The sequence below is a fragment of the Undibacterium sp. Ji50W genome, assembly GCF_049340445.1.
GTDB lineage: Bacteria > Pseudomonadota > Gammaproteobacteria > Burkholderiales > Burkholderiaceae_D > Undibacterium.
Genome location: NZ_JBMPOX010000067.1, coordinates 1 through 675 on the forward strand (window position 1 = coordinate 1; position 675 = coordinate 675).

The following is a 675-nucleotide window of genomic DNA, read 5'->3' on the forward strand; positions in this document are numbered from 1 at the left end:
GTTTGTTCGATACAATCACAACCCTTCCATAATTTCCACTCACAACTGTCGTTGTCAGCTTCTCTTTACAGAAATAATTTTGATTATTTCTACTTTACTTCTTCTAAATTGTTAAAGAACGAGAACTACTTTTATTACTCTGTCTTTCGCTTTGAAAGTACAAACCTAAACCCCGGTGCCAACTACTGCACTGACTTAGGTTTGTGATTTCTTGGTGGAGGATGACGGGATCGAACCGACGACCCCCTGCTTGCAAAGCAGGTGCTCTCCCAGCTGAGCTAATCCCCCTTGTTCAAACAAAAGTACAAACCTACTTTTGTTTGGTTGAGCTTCCTAAAAAAGCCTGGCAGAGCCAGTTCTTTTTTAGAACAACTTCTACGCAAAATCGCTCTTGCATAGTGTGTTTGGTGGTGGGTCTGGTTGGGCTCGAACCAACGACCCCCGCGTTATCAACACGGTGCTCTAACCAACTGAGCTACAGACCCGCTACTGAACTTCAGTCGCTGTCCGGTCATTGCTACCCCGACGCAAACCGTTCTCTGTTCATTATCATTAACAGTCAATAAGTGTGGACACTTCACTACACGCTACTCTAGAAAGGAGGTGATCCAGCCGCACCTTCCGATACGGCTACCTTGTTACGACTTCACCCCAGTCACGAACCCTGCCGTGGTA

Annotated in this window: 2 tRNA genes and 1 rRNA gene; all 3 read right to left on the minus strand. The window is 45.9% G+C overall.

From position 1 onward, the window contains the following. Window positions 1–212: 212 nt before the first annotated feature. Window positions 213–288, minus strand: a tRNA-Ala gene (locus tag ACO0K9_RS28015). Window positions 289–408: 120 nt separating this feature from the next. Beyond that, window positions 409–485 (minus strand) — tRNA-Ile (locus ACO0K9_RS28020). A 111-nt stretch (window positions 486–596) separates the two neighbouring features. Then, window positions 597–675, minus strand: a 16S ribosomal RNA gene (locus tag ACO0K9_RS28025); the annotation flags it as partial.